Origin of the sequence: Bradyrhizobium sp. CCGB12, assembly GCF_024199845.1 — a bacterium.
Lineage (GTDB): Bacteria > Pseudomonadota > Alphaproteobacteria > Rhizobiales > Xanthobacteraceae > Bradyrhizobium.
Genome location: NZ_JANADO010000001.1, coordinates 3,006,015 through 3,024,554, shown reverse-complemented (window position 1 = coordinate 3,024,554; position 18,540 = coordinate 3,006,015). Strand labels below are relative to the sequence as shown.

The 18,540-nt window shown below is 63.9% G+C and carries 15 protein-coding genes; 4 read left to right on the top strand and 11 right to left on the bottom strand.

What is annotated here, in order from left to right:
* Positions 1 to 16 precede the first annotated feature (16 nt).
* From NLM27_RS14490 to NLM27_RS14470, 5 genes are all read right to left on the bottom strand, one after another.
* A complete protein-coding gene (locus tag NLM27_RS14490) occupies positions 17 to 532 on the bottom strand; it encodes a ParB N-terminal domain-containing protein (protein WP_254143946.1) in 516 nt (171 codons plus the stop codon).
* A gap of 299 nt (positions 533 to 831) precedes the next feature.
* Positions 832 to 1,740: a DUF2971 domain-containing protein gene (locus tag NLM27_RS14485; protein WP_254143945.1), complete on the bottom strand. Its 909-nt coding sequence runs from the start codon at positions 1,738 to 1,740 to the stop codon at positions 832 to 834.
* 99 nt (positions 1,741 to 1,839) lie between these two features.
* Positions 1,840 to 2,643 carry a hypothetical protein gene (locus tag NLM27_RS14480; protein ID WP_254143944.1) on the bottom strand — a complete coding sequence of 268 codons (804 nt, stop codon included), beginning with the start codon at positions 2,641 to 2,643 and terminating at the stop codon, positions 1,840 to 1,842.
* 21 nt (positions 2,644 to 2,664) lie between these two features.
* Positions 2,665 to 3,207, bottom strand: a complete 543-nt coding sequence (locus tag NLM27_RS14475; protein WP_254143943.1) for a hypothetical protein — start codon at positions 3,205 to 3,207, stop codon at positions 2,665 to 2,667.
* 89 nt (positions 3,208 to 3,296) lie between these two features.
* On the bottom strand, positions 3,297 to 7,067 hold the full coding sequence (locus NLM27_RS14470; RefSeq protein ID WP_254143942.1) for a vitamin B12-dependent ribonucleotide reductase: 3,771 nt from the start codon (positions 7,065 to 7,067) through the stop codon (positions 3,297 to 3,299).
* Between the two features lie 764 nt (positions 7,068 to 7,831).
* Here NLM27_RS14470 and NLM27_RS14465 point away from each other — a divergent pair.
* A complete protein-coding gene (locus NLM27_RS14465) occupies positions 7,832 to 8,728 on the top strand; it encodes a DMT family transporter (RefSeq protein ID WP_254143941.1) in 897 nt (298 codons plus the stop codon).
* A gap of 12 nt (positions 8,729 to 8,740) precedes the next feature.
* On the opposite strand, the gene NLM27_RS14460 is transcribed toward NLM27_RS14465, so the two are convergent.
* From NLM27_RS14460 to NLM27_RS14450, 3 genes are all read right to left on the bottom strand, one after another.
* A complete protein-coding gene (locus NLM27_RS14460) occupies positions 8,741 to 10,993 on the bottom strand; it encodes a CHASE3 domain-containing protein (RefSeq protein WP_254143940.1) in 2,253 nt (750 codons plus the stop codon).
* Positions 10,990 to 11,412 carry a response regulator gene (locus tag NLM27_RS14455; RefSeq protein WP_254143939.1) on the bottom strand — a complete coding sequence of 141 codons (423 nt, stop codon included), beginning with the start codon at positions 11,410 to 11,412 and terminating at the stop codon, positions 10,990 to 10,992. Before NLM27_RS14455 ends, NLM27_RS14460 begins: the two co-directional genes overlap by 4 nt.
* Positions 11,413 to 11,622: 210 nt before the next feature.
* On the bottom strand, positions 11,623 to 12,381 hold the full coding sequence (locus tag NLM27_RS14450) for a BA14K family protein (RefSeq protein WP_254143938.1): 759 nt from the start codon (positions 12,379 to 12,381) through the stop codon (positions 11,623 to 11,625).
* 244 nt (positions 12,382 to 12,625) lie between these two features.
* On the opposite strand from NLM27_RS14450, the gene NLM27_RS14445 reads away from it, so the two are divergent.
* On the top strand, positions 12,626 to 13,033 hold the full coding sequence (locus tag NLM27_RS14445; protein WP_254143937.1) for an NADH:ubiquinone oxidoreductase subunit NDUFA12: 408 nt from the start codon (positions 12,626 to 12,628) through the stop codon (positions 13,031 to 13,033).
* 486 nt (positions 13,034 to 13,519) lie between these two features.
* Here NLM27_RS14445 and NLM27_RS14440 read toward each other — a convergent pair whose 3' ends face one another.
* Positions 13,520 to 14,206, bottom strand: a complete 687-nt coding sequence (locus tag NLM27_RS14440) for a DJ-1/PfpI family protein (RefSeq protein WP_254143936.1) — start codon at positions 14,204 to 14,206, stop codon at positions 13,520 to 13,522.
* A 91-nt stretch (positions 14,207 to 14,297) separates the two neighbouring features.
* Between NLM27_RS14440 and NLM27_RS14435 the strand changes: the two genes are divergently transcribed.
* On the top strand, positions 14,298 to 15,236 hold the full coding sequence (locus NLM27_RS14435; protein ID WP_254143935.1) for a GlxA family transcriptional regulator: 939 nt from the start codon (positions 14,298 to 14,300) through the stop codon (positions 15,234 to 15,236).
* Here NLM27_RS14435 and NLM27_RS14430 read toward each other — a convergent pair.
* Together NLM27_RS14430 and NLM27_RS14425 are read right to left on the bottom strand one after the other, a co-directional pair.
* A complete protein-coding gene (locus NLM27_RS14430; protein WP_254143934.1) occupies positions 15,233 to 16,237 on the bottom strand; it encodes a Na+-dependent transporter in 1,005 nt (334 codons plus the stop codon). The two genes, NLM27_RS14435 and NLM27_RS14430, sit on opposite strands and share 4 nt — an antisense overlap.
* 117 nt (positions 16,238 to 16,354) lie before the next feature.
* A complete protein-coding gene (locus tag NLM27_RS14425; protein WP_254143933.1) occupies positions 16,355 to 17,302 on the bottom strand; it encodes an alpha/beta hydrolase in 948 nt (315 codons plus the stop codon).
* 207 nt (positions 17,303 to 17,509) lie between these two features.
* Between NLM27_RS14425 and NLM27_RS14420 the strand changes: the two genes are divergently transcribed.
* Positions 17,510 to 18,532, top strand: coding sequence for a DUF2155 domain-containing protein (locus NLM27_RS14420; RefSeq protein ID WP_254143932.1), 1,023 nt, complete (start codon positions 17,510 to 17,512; stop codon positions 18,530 to 18,532).
* Positions 18,533 to 18,540 lie beyond the last annotated feature (8 nt).

Here is an 18,540-nt window from a genome sequence, read left to right as displayed (position 1 = left end):
GAGCTGATCCCGGCAATCAGTAGCGGCCGCCGCTGCCCTTTTGCTGCGTGATCCAGTCCGACAATGTTTTCGGTGGCGCTTTCGCAGTCCGGCCCGCTGATGCCTTCGGATTGTCGCGGACGCCTTTCGTCTGGCGGGTGCGCGACGCCTCCGTTGCGCCAGCACCCTTCAAGGCAGCGGTCGATGCCTCTGCGGCTTCCTTCTCCAGGCGCAACTGCTTCAATCGCGCCATCTTGAGGCGCTCTGCCTCGACTTCGGGTCTTTCGGCTAGCTGCGGCTTGTGTTGAGCAAGCTCGGCCGTAACAAGGACGCCGAGAATGGTCGTCTCGCCGAGCGCCTTGCAGGCTTCGAGCCGATGCAGTCCCTCGACCAGAACGAGGCGGTCTCCGTCGAGCCTGATGGAAATGGGGGCCTGTTGTCCGATGTCCAGAATACTTTCCGCGATCTCAGCGACGGTCTCGGGCTTGATGGCCTTCTTCTGCTTCGTGGGAACGAAGATCTTCTCGATCGGGAAGCTTTCCGGTTTGGGCATAAGTTTACTCCGCTTCTACCGGGGCCGTCGGAACTCATGCCGGTGAGGTCGGAGTTTAGAGGTGAAGCGGTCAACCGCAAAGGTAATTTCGGCGGTGCTTATTGATGAGCAGCGAAGCCGGAACCAGGATGCCATCGCGGAGGGCAGTGCACTCAATCCGGAGCGGGTGTGAAAGTCAGCGGAACTAGCCGATCTGGCACCAGCAGACCAATTTGGTGCATTGTCTCGTAACTCAGGATACGACGGGACATGTGCTCTCCTGCAGGCAAGGACAAGCCAGGAAGGAAAATGCGCGCCTCTTAGAGACGGAGCGAAGAGCTCGTTTCACCAACCTCGGCGTCGAATCCATTCTGCGCGAGTAGGCGGTACGCGTGAGCCGCTCGTGTAAATTCGGTCGTCTCATTGCCAGGGCCGATCATAAGTCTTGGAATGAGGGTATTCCTTTCATTGTGGTTGGGTTGGTCTTGCCTCTCTTTTTTGGCAAGGAGGCTGAATGGAAGATAGCCGACGAGCCCAAATGGTAGCTTTGATCGGAATTGCATCTTGTTGTCTCCGTCAATTCCGGTAGCGCGAACAAGCCGCCATTCGCGTTCTCGTTCGAAAGACTCAGCTTTGAAAAAGGGGGCATAGCCAAGCGTCAATCGACAAAGAAAGCTAACAACCTCATTATAGTTGCTCTCAGTAATCGGGCGCTCTATGGCTTCGAGTTTGTGCAGGTTGTCCTTCAGTACAGCAGTCGCAATATTAATTGCGGTTGATTCTCCATATAACGTAGGTCCGAGTGTGAAGCCTTGGCTGTCCGCCAAGGCCTTGAGCTGGTAGGTGTCAAATCCGAGCGAGTATCCTGCCTTACCTGCGTACTGATACCAGTGTTCGTTTCGATCCGCGTCTAAACAGAACGAGCAAATAAATATGTTCCAAGTGTTGTAGAGGGTCGTGACAAACTCCGCGATACTGTCGCTCGTTTCTCTTCCGAATATTGCTACGAGTTCTTCGCGAATGCGGGCGATCAAATGGATCGCAAAGGCAGAAATTTCCTTTCTATCGTTGAGATAGCGGTATTCCGTGCACCATAAGACTTGATTTCGGGCAATGCCCAGAAGTGCATCGGCGTTTGTGTAGTGCCACAGGAGTGATGGTGGTGTCTGAGTCTCCCAAATGTAATTGGAGATTGGGCTTGTCTTTACACCGTCCGACGCGTTTTGCATTGCTGTTCCTCAGCCCGTAGGATGGGTCGAGCCCTTGCGAAACCCATCGTTGCTTGGTTGCTGTTGATGGGTTTCGCTTCGCTCTACCCATCCCACGGTCTACCTACTCTGGATCAATTGGCGGGTGATGTTCTTACATACTTCCCAGAAGAGCTGGGCGTCGTCTGGGTTCAAGTGGGTGTTGTGACTGAGCTGCTTGTACGGATGGATATAATTTCTATAGTCACGTAAGACTTCTCCGACGTCCTTCACTGATACTGAAACCCATTTCATTTCGTGAGCGACCTTGATGTAGTCGCTCAACATCCATTCTTTTAGTTGCTTTGTTTTGCCCTGAGGATCGCGCGGGGCGGCCTTAGCCTTAAAAACGTTTGCTTTGTCGTGCTCCGAATTTACTCGCGCCAGCAGAATAGCCTCGAGGAGTCCCCCCATCATGACCGTCGCTGCTAGAGCTGCTTTTGCATGAAGACAGAGCGTGCATTCGGTCCAGCGAGCCAAGAGGATTTCCTGCATGGCGGCATCTGAGATCAGCGGTGAAAAATCTGGCGGCTGATCTGCGTTTGGATGGTTGATCGGCGCCGATCCTAAGCAGATCGACCGCAGGCGAAGCGTTTTGCTACGCATGGATTTAAGTGTTGAGAGATACTTCGTCCGAGTCCCGGCGCGCTCCGATGCTTCGAATATGGATCTAAAGTCTGCGTCAAGAGATTGAACATCCTGCTCAGACACATGCTCAGCAACGGGAGGTCGATGATTTCTGAACCAAGTGTGCGCGGTCGCTTTAGCTAACGCGCGTTCGTCAGACGACCGGACCTGTGCTTGATTTCGTTCCTTCTTGAGAACGCGCGTCAGTCGATCAATCTCTGCAATAGCAGCATCCAGTGCCGATACCGCATCTGTCATATGATGCTCATTGCGGTCGCCTCATTTGCGCGAAGCGCGGCCGGACGAATTAGTCTCTGGAAGCGCCATAGCTACGAGGTTTTCGCCTACTGTATTTAAGGTATAGGTTCCGCGCTCTCCCGCCTTGTCCAAATAACCTTGAGCATGTGCGTTCAACAGAGTCTTGCTCGGAGTTGTTAGACGCTCGCGGCCTACCTTGCGACATGCATCTTGCAAGTCTGTCGAACTGATCGACGGCCTTCGTTCTCCTTCAGCGGCTTCAAATTTGTAAAAGAAAGCTACCGTCGCTGCGAACTGACTGTCACTTTTGGGATTTTTGGCCGTAACGAACGTCTTTATGTTCGTGGAATGCGTCGATGCAGACGCGGGTTGAGCCGTTTCCGTTGGAGATGGGTTGGTTGCTCTTGTTGCAGGACCAGAGCTATTGCCCACTTCCATTGGAAGGCCGAGCTTCTCTCTCGTCCAACGCAATATTCTCTCTTGGTCAGCGGCATCAAAATCTGCAAGAGCCGTTACCACCGCGCGGACAGCCTCCAAGTCGTCCAATGCAGGTTTAGCCGTCATCAAATACCTCGACAGGATTATTGTGCTTGTTTTGTTCGCTCAAAGCAGAGACGGCGCGTTTTCGCGCCGTCCGCAGCTAAAGCTAGCGCTTAGCTACACCCCGTCGTGCTTCCGCAAGTATCGCACTTCATGCAGGTGCCATTCCGTACCAGCGTGAAGTTGCCGCACTCCGAGCACATCTCGCCTTCGTAGCCCTTGGCTTTCGCTTCGGCGCGGCGCTCGGCCTTGGTGGGGGCGGCGGTTGCGGCGCTGCCGGCCTTGCTCCACTGCAACTGCTCGAGCTTCTCCGTGGGGGAGAGGTCGTGGCTGGCTTCCTGCTTCAGGGCGACGGCGCCTTCGATGGCATCGCCGACACGGGCTGACGCACCGTGCGAGGCGAGGGCCGTGACCTTGCTGCCGCCTGATGGAGCGCCGTCGTTGCCTTGCGACACCGCTGCCGAGCCGCCGCGCATCACGACGAGGTTGTCAGTCCGCGAGCGGGTGAGGCCGCGCGAAACCAGCTTGGTCGCGTGATGGGCGCCGTCCTCGTCCGGCTCCTTGCCTTCCTCGACGCCCTTGCCGAGCGCGTCGAAATTCGACTCGGTCGGATCGACATGGGCGAGATCGAAGCGCGACATGTAGCTCACGGCGAGCTCGCGGAAGACGTAGTCGAGGATCGAGGTCGCGTACTTGATGCTGTCGTTGCCCTGCACGGGGCCCGCCGGCTCGAAGCGGGTGAAGGTGAAGGCGTCGACATATTCGTCCAGCGGCACGCCGTATTGCAGGCCCAGCGACACCGCGATGGCGAAGTTGTTGATGAAGGAGCGGAGCGCCGCGCCTTCCTTGTGCATGTCGATGAAGATCTCGCCGAGACGGCCGTCGTCATATTCACCGGTGCGCAAGTACACCTTGTGGCCGCCGACGACCGCCTTCTGGGTGTAGCCCTTGCGCCGGTCAGGCATCTTCTCGCGCTCGCGCATCACGATGATGCGCTCGACCAGCTTCTCGACGATCTTCTCCGAGACCTGGGCGGCGCGCGCCGCCATCGGCTTCTCGTAGAGCGTCTCGACCGCATCGTCCTCGTCCTCGTCGTCGCTGATGAGCTGCGAGTTGAGCGGCTGGCTGAGCTTGGAGCCGTCGCGATAGAGCGCGTTGGCCTTCAGCGCGAGCTTCCACGACAGCATGTAGGCGGACTTGCAGTCCTCCACGGTCGCGTCGTTCGGCATGTTGATGGTCTTGGAGATCGCGCCCGAGATGAAGGGCTGCGCCGCCGCCATCATGCGGATGTGGCTCTCGACCGACAGGTAACGCTTGCCGATCTTGCCGCAGGGATTGGCGCAGTCGAACACGGAGTAATGTTCCGCCTTCAAATGCGGGGCACCTTCGACCGTCATCGCGCCGCAGATGTGGACGTTGGCCGCCTCGATCTCGCGCTTGGTGAAGCCGACGGCCTGGAGCAGGTCGAAGCCGGGGGCTGCGATGGCTTCAGCGCCGATGCCGAGCTGGTCGCGGATGAAATCCTCGCCAAAGGTCCACTTGTTGAAGGCGAACTTGATGTCGAAGGCAGTCGGCAGGGCCTTTTCGACCTTGGCGATGGCTTCATCGGTGAAGCCCTTTGCCTTCAGCGTCGAAGCGTTGATGCCCGGCGCGTTCGACAGCGAGCCGTGGCCGACGGCATAGGCCTCGATCTCCGCGATATCAGCTTCGCGATAGCCGAGCGCGCGCAGCGCCGCGGGGACCGCGCGGTTGATGATCTTGAAGTAGCCGCCGCCGGCGAGCTTCTTGAATTTCACCAGCGCGAAGTCCGGTTCGATGCCCGTCGTATCGCAGTCCATGACCAGGCCGATCGTGCCGGTCGGCGCGATGACAGTGGTCTGGGCGTTGCGATAGCCGTGCTTCTCGCCGAGCTCGAGGGCCGCATCCCAGGCGGCCTGCGCGTGGCTGACCAGGTCAGCCTGCGGGCAGGACACGAGGTCCAACGGCACCGGGTTGACGGAGAGCGCCTCGTAGCCATTGGACTGGCCGTGCGCGGCGCGGCGGTGGTTGCGGATGACGCGCAGCATGTGCGCGGCGTTCTTCTTGTAGCCGGGGAAGGTGCCGAGCTCGGCCGCCATCTCGGCCGAGGTCTTGTAGGTGATGCCGGTCATCACCGCGGTCAGCGCGCCGCAGAGCGCACGGCCTTCCTTGCTATCGTAGGACAGGCCCATGGTCATCAAGAGGCCGCCGATATTGGCGTAGCCGAGGCCGAGCGTGCGGAACTCGTAGGAGAGCTCGGCGATCGCGCGGGACGGGAACTGCGCCATCATGACGGAGATTTCCAGCACGATAGTCCAGAGCTGGCAGAGATGCTCGTAACCGGCGACGTCGAACTGCTTGGTCGTGGTGTTGTAGAACGTCAGCAGGTTCGCGGACGCGAGGTTACAGGCCGTGTCGTCCAGGAACATGTATTCCGAGCACGGATTGGACGCGCGGATGTCGCCGGACGCCTTGCAGGTGTGCCAGTCGTTCATCGTGGTGTTGAAGTGCAGGCCGGGGTCGGCCGACGCCCAGGCGGCGTAGCCGATCTTCTCCCAGAGGTCGCGCGCCTTCAGCGTCTTCGTCACCTTCTTGGAGGTACGGGCGTTCAGATTCCAGTCGCCATCCGTCTCGACGGCGCGCAGGAAGTCGTCCTTCAGCGAGACCGAGTTGTTGGAGTTCTGGCCGGAGACGGTGAGGTAGGCTTCGCTATCCCAGTCGGTGTCGTAGGTGTCGAACTGGATATCCTTGTAGCCCTGCTTGGCAAATTGGATGACCCGCTTGATGTAGTTGTCGGACACCAGCGAGCGGCGCGCGAGCTTGATCTCGCGGCGGAGGGCAGGGTTCTTCTCGGGGTCGAAGCAGTCATCGCCCGAGCCTTCGCAGTTCACGCAGGCCTTCAGCACCAGCTTGAGGTGCTTCTGGTTGATCTTGGATCCCGTGACGAGGGCTGCAACCTTCTGCTCCTCCTTCACCTTCCAGTCGATATAGGTCTCGATGTCGGGATGATCGACGTCGACGACGACCATCTTGGCGGCACGGCGCGTGGTACCGCCCGACTTGATCGCACCCGCGGCGCGGTCGCCGATCTTGAGGAAGCTCATCAGGCCGCTCGAGCGGCCACCACCCGACAGCTTCTCGCCTTCGCCGCGCAGGCGCGAGAAGTTGGAGCCGGTGCCGGAGCCGTACTTGAACAGGCGGGCCTCGCGGACCCAGAGGTCCATGATACCGCCCTCGTTGACGAGGTCGTCACCGACGCCCTGGATGAAGCAGGCGTGCGGCTGCGGGTGCTCGTAGGCGGACTTGGACTTGGTCAGCTTGCCTGTGAAGGGGTCGACGTAATAGTGGCCCTGGCCGGGGCCGTCGATGCCATAGGCCCAGTGCAGGCCGGTGTTGAACCATTGCGGCGAGTTCGGCGCGACCATCTGCATGGCGAGCATGTAGCGGAGCTCGTCGTAGAAGGCCTGGGCGTCTTCGTCGGTGGAGAAATACTTGCCTTTCCAGCCCCAATAGGTCCAGCAGCCGGCGAGGCGGTCGAACACCTGCTTGGCTGAGAGCTCGCTGACATAGCGCTCTTTCTCCGGCAGGGCGGCGAGAGCCTCGGTGTCGGGCACGGAACGCCACAGGAAGGAGGGGACGGATTCCTCCTCGACCTTCTTCAGGCGCGCGGCAACGCCGGCTTTGCGGAAATATTTCTGGGCGAGCACGTCGGAGGCGACCTGCGACCATTCGGTCGGGACCTCGACGCCGTCCATTTTGAATACGACCGAGCCGTCGGGATTGCGAATCTCCGACGTGGTCAGCCGGAAATCGATCCCAGCGTAAGGTGACTGTCCTGAAGTGGTGTGGCGCCGCTCGATCCGCATTGTCTTGCCCCGTCCTATTCTATGACCGAACCGCCTCCGTTCAGGCGTCCAGGTCGACATTTCGTTTGGCGAGTCCTTGAAGGCCTCGCGGCCCCAGGGGTTTCGCAGTTCTGGCCGGTGGATCCGGCTCACTTTCTCCCGGCGCAAGCCTGGTGCGAGCACCCTGCATCCGCCGGCATGTCCAGACCCGTCCGCCCCCAAGGGGATGGGTCCGACATGCGTTCAACGCCCCACAACGTCACAACTTCTACCGATGCCATCCGAGCCTGTTGCCGGCCCGTTCTGGCGCCCCGGAAGTCCGCATTTCGCGGGCAGACAAGCCCTCATCCCGCAGCCTTTGGCTGGCTGGCGGAGTTGAGATTTGCGAGACCCTTTGGGGGAGTGCCGGCGGGACGCAAACTCACTCGCGCCGAACGGACCGAAAGCTAGGACTCTCCGTTGCGCCCGTCAAGAACTAGTGCGAGTTCCTGAATCAAATACTAAATATGGTGGATTGCGGGGGATAACAGGGGGCAAGCCCGCGCCTGTTGTTGAGCCAAGTATCAGTGAGTCCTCAGGGATTCCCAACCGAAAAAATTTCCATCTTGTGTGGATGCCGACCCTTCACCCCGCTCTTCACAGGGCAGGTATATTTTTGGGCAACGGGGTTGCGCCGGTGGGACTCACGTAGCCCTACGGAAGGTGAGGGCAGGCATGCCCGCCGGGGTGGTGGTGGGGCCAGCGAATCCGCGCCAAGCTGACCCAGATTTTGCCGGATTACCCTCATGCATGATTCGACCCGCCGGGATGCGCGGCCGCGCATCGCCCCGGCCGGCCTGATGTTCCTCGCGATCACCTCGATCGGCTGGGGCTTCAACTGGCCGGTGACCAAATTCCTCCTCGCCGAGCTGCCGCCGCTGACCCTGCGCGGGGTGACTGGCGTGCTCGGCGCGGCGCTGCTGGCGCTGCTCGCGATCATGCGCCGGCAGAGCCTGCGGGTGGAACCCGGGATTTGGCCGCGCCTGCTGACCGCCGCCGTGCTCAATGTCACCGGCTGGATGGTGCTGATGGGCCTGGCGCTGCTCTGGCTGCCGGCGAGCGAGGCGGCGCTGATCGCCTACACCATGCCGGTCTGGGCCTCGATCATCGCCTGGCCGGTGCTGGGTGAGCGGCCGACGGTGCTGCGTACGCTGGGGCTGGTGATGGCCTTTGCCGGCCTTGCCTCGATCATGGGCGGCAACGGCATTGCCGCCAGCGCAGAGAAAGCGCCTGGAATCATCATGGCGCTGTGCGGCGCGCTCGGCTTCGCCGTCGGCACGGTATTCTCCAAGAAGTATCCGATCCACCTGCCGCCGATCACGGCTGCGGCCTGGCAGATCGGGATCGGCTGCCTGCCGATCTCGATCATCGGCCTGCTGGTCGAGACCACGCATCTGGACAAGGTGACGCCGGTCGGCTGGTGGCTGCTGGTCTATTCGACCGTGGTGCAGTTCTGCATCGCCTATGTCAGCTGGTTCGCCGCGCTGGCACGCCTGCCGGCCTCGGTCGCCGCCATCGGGACGATGGCCGTGCCTGTCATCGGCGTCGTCGCGTCGGCGATCGCGCTGGGCGAGCCGCTCGGGGCAGGGCAGATCGCAGCGCTGATCTTTACGCTGGCGGCGGTGGTGCTGGCGACGCGTTAGGATTCACCTCTCCTAGCCCGCCATTCCCCCACCCAGCGCCTTCCTGATCATCTCCGCGAGCTGGTTGCGGCGGTAGGGTTTGGTCAGCAGCAGCACGCCGTCGTCGAGCTTGCCGTGATGGACAACGGCGTTGTCGGTGTAGCCGGAGGTGTAGAGCACCTTCAGGCCCGGCCGGCGCTTGGCCACCTCGTCGGCGAGCTCGCGTCCGCTCATGCCGCCGGGAATGACGACGTCGGTGAAGAGCAGATCGAACCGCTGGCCGGCCTCGATCAATTCCAGCGCGGCCTTGCCGTCGGGCGCGGCCACCGTCTTGTAGCCGAGGCCCTGGAGCTGCGCGGTGACGAAGTTGCGCACCAGCGTGTCGTCCTCGACCACGAAAATGATCTCGGCGCCGCCTTCGGCCTGCGGCACGGCGGGAGCGGCCACGTCTGCCGTGCCTTCGCCCGGCGGCAGATAGAGCTTGATCGTGGTGCCGTGGCCTTCCTCGCTGTAGATCTTGATGTGGCCGCCGGACTGCTTGACGAAGCCGTAGACCATGGAGAGGCCGAGGCCCGAACCCTTGCCGACCTCCTTGGTGGTGAAGAACGGCTCGAACGCCTTCTGCTGGACCTCGGCCTGCATGCCGGTGCCGGTGTCGCTGACGGCGAGCATCACGTAGGGGCCGGGCCGGACGTCCAGATTGTTCTGCGCATAGGCCTCGTCGAGCACGACCCGGTGGGTCTCGAACAGCAGCTTGCCGCCGTTCGGCATGGCGTCGCGGGCGTTGATCGCCATGTTCAGCACGGCATTGGTGAGCCGGGATGGATCGATATGCGCCGTCATCGGCCCCTGTTCCAGCGCGGTCTCGATCTGGATCTGCTCGCCGAGGGTGGGGCGCAGGAGCTTCGCGATGTCCGCGACCGCGGCGTTGATCTCGACATTGCGCGGCTGGAGCGGCTGCCGGCGCGCAAACGCGAGCAGATGCTGGATCAGCTCGGCGCAGCGCTCGGCGGCATCGTCGATCAGGCGCGCCACGCGCTGGAGCTCCGGCTGCTGCTTCAGGCTCTCCACCAGCGTCTCCGTGTTGCCGGAGATGACGGTCAGCATGTTGTTGAAGTCGTGAGCGACCCCGCCGGTCAGCTGGCCGATGGCATCCAGCTTCTGCGACTGATGCAGCTGTCGCTCCGTCTCCCGCGACGTGGTCGCGTCATGATAGACCAGCACCGCGCCGGAGATGTGGCCTTGCCCATCCCGCATCGGCCGGCCGCTGATCATGAGATGGCGGGGAGAATTGCCGCTGTGCGGGCGGACGATCATCTCCAGCTCTTCGAACTGCTCGCCGCGCAGCACACGCATCGACGGCAGCTCGTCGGCCGTGAGCGGCGTGACGCCGTCGCCGTGAAACACAGAGGATAGCGCGCGCAGATTGCGCAAGTTCATGCCGGCGCGATGCAGCAGCATGCGCTCCGCGGCCGGATTGGACAGAAGGACATTGCCTTCTGCGTCGATCACCAGCACCGCCTCCGCCATGCTGTGGAATGTGCTTTGCAGCACGTTGATCGACAGGCGCAGCTCGTCATGCGCGGTGACCAGATGCTCGGTCCGTTCGGCCACCGCCGCCGCGAGCGCCTCCTTGGCGGCGGTGGTCTCCATCAGCGTGCTCTTGAGCGCGACCTGGGTGCGCTGGCTTTCGCGCATCACCATCACGACCAGCAGCAGGATCACCAACGCGCCGGCAACGTCGATGCCGAGCAGCACGATGCCGGTGCGGCGCGAGTCCTGGGAGCGCGCGGCGAGCAGGCGTTCTTCCTCGGCGCTCAACTGGTCGAGATTGGCCATCACGGTATCCATGAGGCCGCGGCCCTCGGCCTTGCCGTTGAGCACGGCAATGCCGGCCAGGTCGTTCTCGGAACGCAGGCGCATCGCCGTGGCGGCGATCTCGAGCCGGCGTAGTGCGATCGGCTCGGTGGCTTCCAGCAGCGCGATCTGATTGGGGTTGTCGTGCACGTCGCGCTTGAGATCGGCGAGCGCCGGCGCGATCCCGGCGTGCATCGCCTGGAACTCATCGCTGAAGCCCGGGGTGCGATAGAGCTCGTAGCCGCGCGCGGCGCTCTCGGCGCGGCGCAGCAGCACACGCAAATCGGAGATCTTCTTCTGAATCTGGACGGTGTGACTGACCCAGGTCGCATCGGACCGTGACTTGACGTCGAGGGCGATCGAGGCCGCCGTGATGATCAGGAGGATGGCGAGTCCGGCACCGAGAATGACGCGCTGCGTTGGGATCAAGGGGCTTCTTTCTTGTCCTTCGGCTGTGCGTTCCCATTCGCGCCGGCGAGGCATTCGCGGATCGTGGTCAGCAGCGCGTCCGGCGTGAACGGCTTGCGCAGGCAGCGGCTCGCGCCGAGCTCCAGCGCCATGCGGAGAAAGTCGGGCGAGGGCGAGGCGGACGAGGCGAAGGCATAGCCGGACATCGCGATCAGCGGGGTCGTTGGCGCGCGCTCGTGAAAGATGCGGATGGATTCGAAACCGCGCATGTGCGGCATGAAGATGTCGACCAGCATCACGTCGAAAACCTGAGTTTCGAGCGCAGCCAATCCCGTTTCTCCGCCGTCGGTCAACGTGACGTCGAAGCCCTGTCGTTGGAGGAGGACCTCGATGGTCGCGCCGACCATCGGATCGTCATCAACCACGAGAATACGCGGCATGACACTTCCCAGTAAGTCGAAGTCCCCATACGGGGTGATACAGGTGAATCGCGCACCGGGTCAATTTTGGATTGGGTCAACGTAGATATGCACGGCGCGGTGCATAGAGGTCCCGTTTGCCTCAATTTGTAGATATCCTGGCAACGGCATAGGCGCGAAAAAGGCGCCGCATCGCTGCGACGCCTTTTCCTTCAATCGTCTGCGACTGGATTACGGGCAGGGATGACGCTGACCGTCGTAACCGAGATAGGTGCCCGAAGCCGGGTCGTACGATTTGTAGCGCTGCGCGCAATAGGCCGCGGAGTCGCCGCCGCCGTCGGGCACCACCGCCACTGATGGCTCATCATAGTAGCTGTCGCCATAGTAGTAGGGATCATCATAATAGCCATAGCCGCCGCCGTAATAGGCGTACGAGCCGAGCCCGCCGATCGCCGCACCCGCCGCAAATCCTGGCCAGAAGCCGCCGCGACGATGATGCCAGTGGCGGCCGCTCCAGTTGCGCCCGCCCTGCCAGTTGCCCGCCGTTGCGACGCTGCGCGTCCCGCTGAAGGCCGGCGCCACGGCCGCACGGTTCGCTGCGCCGGCTACGAAACTGCCGCCGCTTGGACGCATCGCTGTTCGGGCCGCGAAATTGCCGCCGCTTGGACGCATCGCTGCTCCGGCCGCAAAATTGCCGCCGCTCGGCCGCATCGCTGCTCCGGCCGCGAAATTACCGCCGCTCGGGCGTGCCGCGCCGGCTGCGAAATTGCCGCCACCACCGTGGAACGCGGCGCCGCCGCCACCCATCCGCGCGCCGCCACCGAAGCCGCCGCCGCCCATGCGGGCGCCGCCTCCGCCGAAACCACCGCCGCCGACATGCGCGCCGCCACCACCGCCGCCACCGTGGCGGCCCTGGGCGAAGCTCGGGCTCGCCAGCGGAAGAATCAGCGCCACGGTTGCCGCGGCGCTCAAATATTTCAGGCTATTCATGATCAAACTCCTTTCCCAGAAGCCAACCCCACGAAAGGGTCCTGGTTCCTGGATCACGCCGGTTTGCATGCGTTCAGGAAACTTCTCACCTGATCGCTGTATCCGGCATGAACGGATCGCGTCCGATTCGCGGCAGGCCCGTGCAGGGGGCACCACATTTGCGGAGGGTAGGGCCGCCGCGACCGAACTGGACATTTCGGCGTCCGGATGGCATCAGGGCCCCACGAAGCAGGGCCCTTGCCGCATGAAACAGTTCTTCCTCAAGTTCTTCACCTGGTGGAGCGGCCAGACTTTTGGCACGCAACTCTGGACCAGGCGGTACGGCGAGCTGGTCGGCGAGGACGAGCAGGGCAACCGCTACTACCGCACCCGCGGCGGGGCGATCGATCCGACGCTCGGCTTCGAGCGGCGCTGGGTGATCTACAACGGCTATGCGGAAGCGAGCCGCATCCCGACAGGTTGGCACGGCTGGATGCATCACGTCGTCGACGTGCCGCCGACCGAGGAGAACTACCAGCCGCGCGAATGGCAAAAGCCGCATCAGCCGAACCCCACCGGCACGCCGAACGCCTATCGTCCCTCGGGCTCGACGCTCGCCAGTGGCCGGCGGCCGAAGGCGACCGGCGACTACCAGCCCTGGACCCCCGGCTAACCGCTCGCGATCTTCCATCGTTCGATTGGATGCACTCGCATCCGCATCACGCCGCTGTGGACAACGGGAACAGCGGGGATGCCGCTTGCGCCGGCGTTGCGCTCACGCCAGCGATGCGGCTCAATGGTCCCATCTTACGGAGATGGGAGACCATCGCGTTCGGTTCGGGCAACAGTTCGCGACTGCCCCGAGATGCAGCGGCTGCCGAGTAAGGACTCGATCGGGAGATAGGCCCCCGGTCTGGAAGTTCCGAAATCGCCCGATGGAATGTGCAGCTGCCGTAAGACAGGAAAGGCCGCTTGGGAAACCGAGCGGCCTTTTTCTGTTGGGCTTGCGAGGGACGAATGCCGCTGCTCCACATTCCGTCATTGCGAGCGCAGCGAAGCAATCCAGACCGCCGCTGCGGAAGGATTCTGGATTGCTTCGCTACGCTCGCAATGACGATGCTGATGCAGCTTGCGCCAGACTTCGCTTCGTGCCCCGAGGCTACATCATCCGCTCGGCCGCGCGCTTCACCGCCTCGAGGCGGCGGGCCTGGTTTTGCGCCCCACGCTCTCTGAGCAGCGCCAGCACCTCGGCGGGTGCGGTGTCCGGCGATCCCGAATTGAACGGCGGGGCCGGATTGTATTCCATCTGGAGCTGGATCGCTTCCGCCGTGGTTCGGTCGCGCAGGATCGAAACCAGCGTCAGCGCGAAATCTATTCCGGCAGTGACGCCGCCGCCGGTGATGCGGTTGCGGTCGATGCAGACGCGTGTCCTGGTCGGCGTTGCGCCGAAATGACCGAGCATCTCCATCGCGCTCCAATGGGTGGCGGCGCGGTAGCCCTTCAACAGGCCGGCGGCGCCGAGCGCCAGCGATCCCGTGCAGACCGAGGTGACGTATTTTGCGCCTTCGGCCTGCCTGCGCAGGAAATCGAGCACCTCCTCGTCGTTGAGCAGGTCGTTGGTGCCGCCGCCGCCGGGCACGCAGATGACGTCGAGCTGGGGGCAGTCCGCAAAGCTCGTGGTCGGCGTCAGCGTCATGACGGAATCGCTCGGCACCAGTTCGATCCGCTTCCAGATCAGATGCAGATTTGCGCCGGGAAGCATGGCGAACACCTGCAAGGGGCCGGTGAAGTCGAGCTGGGTGACGCGCGGAAACACCAGGATTCCGATCTGGAGCGGTGACGACATGGGAGCCTCCGATAATGAGCTTGACGCCGGCAGCATGGCATGATGCCTTTATGTCAGAAATGGCGTAATTCCCTCACTTTCGGACAAAACCATGATCGGCATCCTGATCTTCCCGGATTTCCAACTGCTCGATGCGGCCGGTCCGATCTCGGCGTTCGAGGTCGCGGCGCGCTGCTCCGGCAAGGCACTTGCGCTCCGCGTGCTGGCCGTGAATGCGGGGCTCGTGCGCTCTTCGTCCGGCGTCGAGATGATGGCGCGTGATTTCAAGTCGGCGAACGCGATCACGACGCTGGTCATCGCGGGTGGCGCGGGCGTCGCGGATGCCGCGCGCTGTGAGGTCACCCGCGCCTTCGTGCAGCGGCTCGCAAAGCGTGGCGTGCGGGTCGCGAGCGTCTGCTCGGGCGCCTATGTGCTGGCCGAGGCGGGCCTGCTCGACGGGCGCCGCGCCACCACCCATTGGGGGCGGACGCGCGATTTCGTCGCGCGCTATCCGAAGGTGAAGTTCGAGCCGGACCAGATTTTCACCCGCGACGGCAATGTCTGGACGTCGGCGGGCATCACGGCGGGCATCGATCTCGCGCTCGCGATGGTTACCGAGGATCATGGCGAGGAGATCGCGCAAGAGACCGCGCGGCACCTCGTACTCTATCACCGCCGCAGCGGCGGCCAGTCGCAATTCTCCTCGCTGCTGGAGCTGAAGACGCCAAACGGGCGCTTCGGCGCGCTGTTGTCCTGGGCGCGCGAAAACCTCGAAGCGCCGCTGACGGTCGAGGACCTCGCCGATCGCGCCGGCATGAGCGCACGGCATTTTGCCCGCGCCTTTGCCGCCGAGACCGGCACCACGCCGTCGAAGGCGATCGAGCGGCTGCGGCTCGAAGCGGCACGCGAGCGGGTGCAGTCCTCGCGCGAGGCGATCGAGCTCGTCGCGGAAACGACCGGCTTCGGCGACCCCGAGCGAATGCGCCGCGCCTTCATCCGCGCCTTCGGCCAGCCGCCGCAGGCGCTGCGGCGCGCGGCGCGGGCCGGCTAGGTCGTGTTGCCTGCGGCCGCGCCGGCCGCATCCGCGCGTGCCGTCAATCGCCGCGCGATCGGCATCAGCAGGTACGGCGCGAGATGAATCGGAAATTGCGTCATCGCGAAATAGAGCCAGGTGGTGGGCGGCAGTGCGCCGGCCGTCGCTGCCAGCATCAGGCCGAGATTGCGCTGTGACACCATCAGCCCGAGCGCCAGCGCGCGCTCGGTACCGATGCGGCGGAACAGCAGCGTGGTGACCGCGAGCAGGGTGAAGTAGATCGCGAAGGACAGAGCTGCGAGGCCGATGGTGAAAAGCGGCTGCGCGAGGAGGTCGCTCACGACGTCGCCCATGATCGCGGCAGCGAAGATGAAGAGGATGATGATGTTGAGGCCGTCGATCGGCTTCTTGTGATGCTGGATCGCCTCCGCGCCGAAGATCCATCTGATGGCGGTCGCGGCCAGCAGCGATGCTGCGAGGATGCCGAGCAGTTTCAGGCCCAGCGTCAGCGGCGTGATGCTCAGCATGTCGCCGAGGAAGATGCCCGCGAACAATGAGGCCGTGAAGGGCACCAGCGCGGTCGAGCTCACCAGCGTGATCAGCACGATGGTGGCATCGAGACCCATCAGTGCGGCCAGTGCAGGGGAGGCCATCATCGGCGAGGCCATGCTCTGGAGTATCAGTGCGAGGGAAAGCCCGGGCGCGCGAGCCGTGAGCCCGGTTGCGTGCGCGATCAACCCGACGATCAGCGGCACGCCGATCGTGGTCCAGGCCGTGGCAGTTGCAATCAGCGCCGGTCGACGCAGATGGCTGTAGAGCGCGGCCAGATCGACCCGCATGAAGGAGATACAAAGCAGGCAGAGGATTGCCTCGGTGAGATAGGGCCGCAGCAATGCGCCGAGCGGTGGCACGGCGGCCGCGATGAACACGATGGCGGCGACCCCGCGCGTACCCTGGCTGCCGAGCCAGGTCAGGGCGCGCAGCGGGACGGCGACGATGGTTTGAAGAACGGCAAGCATGTTTTCCGGTGTCGATACGTAGCCCGGATGAGCGGAGAGATATCCGGGACAGGTCTTGTCGTGAGGTGAGAGCGGACCCGCATGCCGCTGTCGCTCGTGCGGGCTACGGGAGTGCCGTCAGCCCAATCCCTTCAGCCACGCGCCGATCTCGCTGACTGCAATGTTGGCCTGTTGCAACAGCTTGCCCATGGTGAAGAAGCCGTGGAATTGGCCGGGATAGTGCTTGCTCGTGACGGGCACGCCGGCCTGCTCGAGGCGCTCGGCATATTCGTCACCCTCGTCACGCAGGGGATCGGCGCCGGCGGTCAGCACATAGGTCGGCGGCAGTCCGACGAGGCTTTTGGCGCGCGCCGGCGAGGCGCGCCAGTCGTGGATGTCGGCGGCGCCATTGAGATAATGGTCGCGGAACCAGCGGATCACCGAGTGGGTCAGCAGCACGCTGGTCTCGGGCTCGCTGTGGGAGCCGTGCGTCATGGCGAAATCGGTCGCCGGATAGATCAACACCTGGCCTGCGATGGCGGGACCGCCGGCGTCGCGCGCGGCGAGCGCCACGACTGCGGCGAGATTGCCGCCAGCGCTGTCGCCGCCGATCGAGAGGCGCGAGGCGTCGATGCCGAGCTCGCGCGCGTTCGCGGCGACCCATTTGGTCGCGGCGATGGCGTCGTCGGCTGCGGCCGGAAACTTGTGCTCGGGCGCGAGACGGTAGTCGACCGAGATCACGATCAGCGCACCTTCGACCGCGAGCTGGCGGCAGACGACGTCGTGGGAATCGAGATCGCCGATCACCCAGCCGCCGCCGTGGAAGAACACCAGCGCCGGCGACAGCCCGTCGTGCCGGCGCTGCTCCTTCGGGACGTAGAGACGGGCGGGGATCGTCCCGTGCGGCGCCGGGATCGCGAGGTCCGCAACGCGGGCGAGCTCCGGCGGCTCGGGGTTGGTGGCAACGCGCGCCTGCGCGTAAGAGGCGCGCGCCTCCGGTGCGGTCAGGGTCTCGAAGGCGGGGCGGCCGGCCTCCAGGAAGGCCCTGTAGACGGCGGCGGCATCGGGATCGAGCACAACGGGCATCGGGTAGCGGCCTTCTGGGGTTTTCCAGTGATGGTTGGAACGTCGTTTGGGGGGCGACGCCTGCTTTGGCCCCGTGGAAGGGGGCGACTATCCCATCCGGAGACCGGTCTGGCCAGCCGGCGCCGGGAAGGGCAGGGATGCCGCCCTTCCCCCGCCGTATTCGCCGTGTTAACCGGAGGGCCTGCGAGCGGCGGTATCCCCTGTAGAATGTCCAACGAGCCCGATTCGCTGTTGAAGCCGCGCGAGATGTTCAAAACCTTTTCCCTGACGGGCCTTGCGGCATTGCTGGCCGCCACCGCGCTGACGGTTGCGACGCCGGCACAGGCGCAGATCGGCACGATCTTCTCCGATCCGCCGCCGCTGCGGCCGCCCGGCAACATTCCGCGCGGCCAGCCGCAGCCGCAGCAGATTCCGGACGACGACGAAGAGGTGCCGGAGCTGCCGCCGCAGGGCCGCGTGCTGCCGTCGCGCCCGATGCCACCGCCTCCGGGCCGCCAAGGTAACGTGATGCCGGGGCCGGTCGAGAGCCAGCCCCTGGCGCCGCCGCCGGGCTCGACCGTCGCACCGCCCAACCAGCCGCCGTCCGCGGCGATCGCTCCGCCCGGTCCGCAAGGCGCGCCTGGTCAGCGCCAGCCCCAGCAGAAGGGCGCGCCGGGCACGGTGCCGCAGGCGCCGGCGAGCCTGCAGCCGGGCGACGAGGTCGTGACCGAGCCGCCGGCCCAGAAGATCGTGAACAAGAAGGCGACCTTCTCCGGTCTCGACAAGATCACCGGACGCATCATCAATTTCGACGAGGAGATCGGCGAGACCGTCCAGTTCGGCGCACTCAGGGTCAAGACCGACGCCTGCTATACGCGGCCGGCAACGGAGGCCACCAACACCGACGCCTTCGTCGAGGTCGACGAGATCACCTTGCAGGGCGAGGTGAAGCGCATCTTCTCGGGCTGGATGTATGCCGCGAGCCCTGGCCTGCACGGCGTCGAGCATCCGATCTACGACATCTGGCTCACCGACTGCAAAGAGCCGCAGCAGACTATTGCGACCGCAGCGCCTGATCCCGCGACCAAGCCCGCGCCGCCGCCTGCGCAGAAGAAGGCCGCGCCCAGGCAGGCCACGCAGCAGCGTCCGCCGCAGCCCTTGCCGCCACCGCCGCAGCAGCAACCGGCTCCGCCACCTCCGCCGCCACAGCAGCAGCCGGGCCTGTTCAACTTCCCCGGGTTCAGCCGGTAAAATCCGTG

Coding starts and splice junctions, on each gene's coding strand:
- NLM27_RS14490 (WP_254143946.1), bottom strand. CDS start 532: ATGCCCAAACCGGAAAGCTTCCCGATCGAGAAGATCTTCGTTCCCACG.
- NLM27_RS14485 (WP_254143945.1), bottom strand. CDS start 1,740: ATGCAAAACGCGTCGGACGGTGTAAAGACAAGCCCAATCTCCAATTAC.
- NLM27_RS14480 (WP_254143944.1), bottom strand. CDS start 2,643: ATGACAGATGCGGTATCGGCACTGGATGCTGCTATTGCAGAGATTGAT.
- NLM27_RS14475 (WP_254143943.1), bottom strand. CDS start 3,207: ATGACGGCTAAACCTGCATTGGACGACTTGGAGGCTGTCCGCGCGGTG.
- NLM27_RS14470 (WP_254143942.1), bottom strand. CDS start 7,067: ATGCGGATCGAGCGGCGCCACACCACTTCAGGACAGTCACCTTACGCT.
- NLM27_RS14465 (WP_254143941.1), top strand. CDS start 7,832: ATGCATGATTCGACCCGCCGGGATGCGCGGCCGCGCATCGCCCCGGCC.
- NLM27_RS14455 (WP_254143939.1), bottom strand. CDS start 11,412: ATGCCGCGTATTCTCGTGGTTGATGACGATCCGATGGTCGGCGCGACC.
- NLM27_RS14450 (WP_254143938.1), bottom strand. CDS start 12,381: ATGAATAGCCTGAAATATTTGAGCGCCGCGGCAACCGTGGCGCTGATT.
- NLM27_RS14445 (WP_254143937.1), top strand. CDS start 12,626: ATGAAACAGTTCTTCCTCAAGTTCTTCACCTGGTGGAGCGGCCAGACT.
- NLM27_RS14440 (WP_254143936.1), bottom strand. CDS start 14,206: ATGTCGTCACCGCTCCAGATCGGAATCCTGGTGTTTCCGCGCGTCACC.
- NLM27_RS14435 (WP_254143935.1), top strand. CDS start 14,298: ATGATCGGCATCCTGATCTTCCCGGATTTCCAACTGCTCGATGCGGCC.
- NLM27_RS14430 (WP_254143934.1), bottom strand. CDS start 16,237: ATGCTTGCCGTTCTTCAAACCATCGTCGCCGTCCCGCTGCGCGCCCTG.
- NLM27_RS14425 (WP_254143933.1), bottom strand. CDS start 17,302: ATGCCCGTTGTGCTCGATCCCGATGCCGCCGCCGTCTACAGGGCCTTC.
- NLM27_RS14420 (WP_254143932.1), top strand. CDS start 17,510: ATGTCCAACGAGCCCGATTCGCTGTTGAAGCCGCGCGAGATGTTCAAA.